This is a genomic window from Archangium sp. (genome assembly GCF_036389735.1).
Taxonomy (GTDB): Bacteria; Myxococcota; Myxococcia; order Myxococcales; family Myxococcaceae; genus Archangium.
Genome location: NZ_DASVWK010000211.1, coordinates 1 through 2293 on the forward strand (window position 1 = coordinate 1; position 2293 = coordinate 2293).

General features: G+C 67.2%; 2 protein-coding genes and 1 pseudogene. All 3 read left to right on the top strand.

All coding sequences use genetic code 11. The features are described 5' to 3' along the window. A pseudogene (locus VF794_RS07875) lies at positions 1 to 608 on the top strand (elongation factor 4); the annotation flags it as partial. 8 nt (positions 609 to 616) lie between these two features. Then, positions 617 to 1870 (top strand): signal peptidase I, encoded by a 1254-nt coding sequence (lepB, locus tag VF794_RS07880; protein WP_331108566.1) that lies wholly within the window; start codon positions 617 to 619, stop codon positions 1868 to 1870. Between the two features lie 88 nt (positions 1871 to 1958). Beyond that, positions 1959 to 2293, top strand: a 335-nt coding sequence (locus VF794_RS07885; RefSeq protein WP_331108567.1) for a hypothetical protein, incomplete at its 3' end; no start/stop codon positions are given.

Below are 2293 nucleotides of genomic sequence, written 5' to 3' on the forward strand. Positions count from 1 at the left end.
AGTTCGAGGAGCCCATCCTCACCTGCCACATCCACGTGCCCAACGACTACCTGGGCGCGGTGCTCAAGCTGTGCCAGGACCGGCGCGGCGTGCAGAAGGACCTGAAGTACCTGGGCTCCAGCGGCACGCGCATCCAGGTGACGTACGAGATGCCGCTGGCCGAGGTCGTCTTCGACTTCTTCGACAAGCTCAAGAGCGTCACGCGCGGCTACGCCAGCCTCGACTACGAGCTGGCCGGGTACGCGGAGTCGGACCTGGTCCGGCTGGACATCCTCATCAACGGCGATCCGGTGGACGCGCTCAGCGTCATCGTCCACAAGGAGCGCGCCTACCAGCGCGGCCGTGAGGTGTGCCAGAAGTTGAAGGAGGTCATCCCCAAGCAGATGTACGAGGTGGCCATCCAGGGCGCCATCGGCGCGAAGATCATCTCGCGTGAGACGATCTCCGCCATCCGCAAGAACGTGCTCGCCAAGTGCTACGGCGGCGACATCAGCCGCAAGCGCAAGCTCCTCGAGAAGCAAAAAGAGGGCAAGAAGCGCATGAAGCAGGTGGGCTCGGTGGAGATCCCGCAGGAGGCCTTCCTCGCGGTGCTGAAGACGGAGGAGTAAGGCAGGCCATGTCCACGACCACCGCGACCCCCACGACGTCACCGCTGGGTCTGGAGGCCACCATGGCTTCCCGCCGCACGCCGGAGCAGGCCAGGGCCAGCCGCATGCTGCTGTGGCGCGAGCGGCTCACCAGTCTGTGGGCTCCGCTGATCGTCCTGGGCCTGGCCCTCGTTCCCTACATCTTCCTCATCGAGTTCGTGCCGGCCGCGGCCTCGTGGGCCCAGCCGCTCCTCCAGTACCTGGCGCTGGCGATGCTGGTGTCCTTCGTGGGGCTGATCGTCTGGCGGCTCGTCTCGCCCAGGGAGCGGGAGCTGCACGGGCTGCGTCAGGTGGCGCGCGAGCTCACCGAGGAGATCGACCGCGTCCTCAAGCGCGTGCCGGGGAAGATTCCTCCCGAGGCGTCCGCGCGGCTGGCCGATCAGGCCCTCCAGGTGGAGGCCGCCTCGCTCGCCGGGGACGCCTCGCGGCTGGACAAGGAGACGAAGGCGCTCGACAAGCAGGCCACGCAGGAGCTGGGCGTGTGGCGCAAGCAGAGCTCCTGGGACGTCTTCTCCGGCTTCGCCAAGGCGCTGGCCATCGCGGTCATCATCCGCGTCTTCATCATCGAGCCGTACCGCATCCCCTCCGGCTCCATGCTGCCCACGTTGGAGATCGGCGATCAGGTCTTCATCAACAAGTTCCTCTACGGGGTGCGGCTGCCCTGGACCAACTGGGTGCCGTTCCAGATCGTCCGCCCGCCAGCGCGTGGAGACGTCATCGTCTTCAACAACCCGGTGCGTCCGGATCAGGACTTCATCAAGCGGGTGATCGGCATCCCCGGTGACACGGTGGAGCTCATCGACGGCGTCGTGCACATCAATGGCGTGCCCCAGCAGCGCACGCTCGTGCAGGAGGACCTGCTCGTGCACAACAAGCCCGAGAATGGCGCCTGGTACCCCGAGCGGCTGGTGCTGTACCACGAGAGCCTGGGCGACAATGTCCACGCGGTGCTCCAGGAGGATCGCGTCGCGCGCCGGCGCGCCGAGGGCCCCTACGTCGTTCCCGCGGAGCAGGTCTTCGTGATGGGGGACAACCGGGACAACAGCCTCGACAGCCGCTATGGCCTGGGAGACCCGAGCCTGGGCGCCCGCTTCGTGCCGTACGGCCACATCAAGGGCAAGGCCATGGTCATCTGGCTGGCCCTCGGCTACGGCGGCTGGTTCAGCAACTTCTTCGAGGGCACCGGCCTGCGCGGGGACCGTCTCTTCGAGCCGGTGCGCTGAAGCACGCCGCGGTGCTTGACGCGCCGCGCACGCCACTGCTAGGCCGGGCCCCATGCGGCATCCCTCGGGGAGAATCAGTCTCGGTGGCATGGTGTTCCTGGCCCTCCTCGCGGGGGGCATCTACCTGGGCGTGATGCTCGTGCCCGTCTACGTCGACAACTTCACCGTGAGGGAGGCCGTCACGGTGGCCCACAACCGGGCCGCGCAGGGCGCCGACGAGGCGATGCTGCGCAACGTCATCATCGAGCGCACCAGCCGCCTGGGCTACCACTGGGAGCGGGACCGGTTCGACCAGAGCATCCGCATGCCCGGGCTGGGATTGACGGACGAGGACATCACCATCGAGCGCAGCTCCGTCTCCGAGAGCCTTCGTATCGAGGTGAACTACGAGCGCAGGATCCGCTTCGTTCCGAGCAAGTCCGT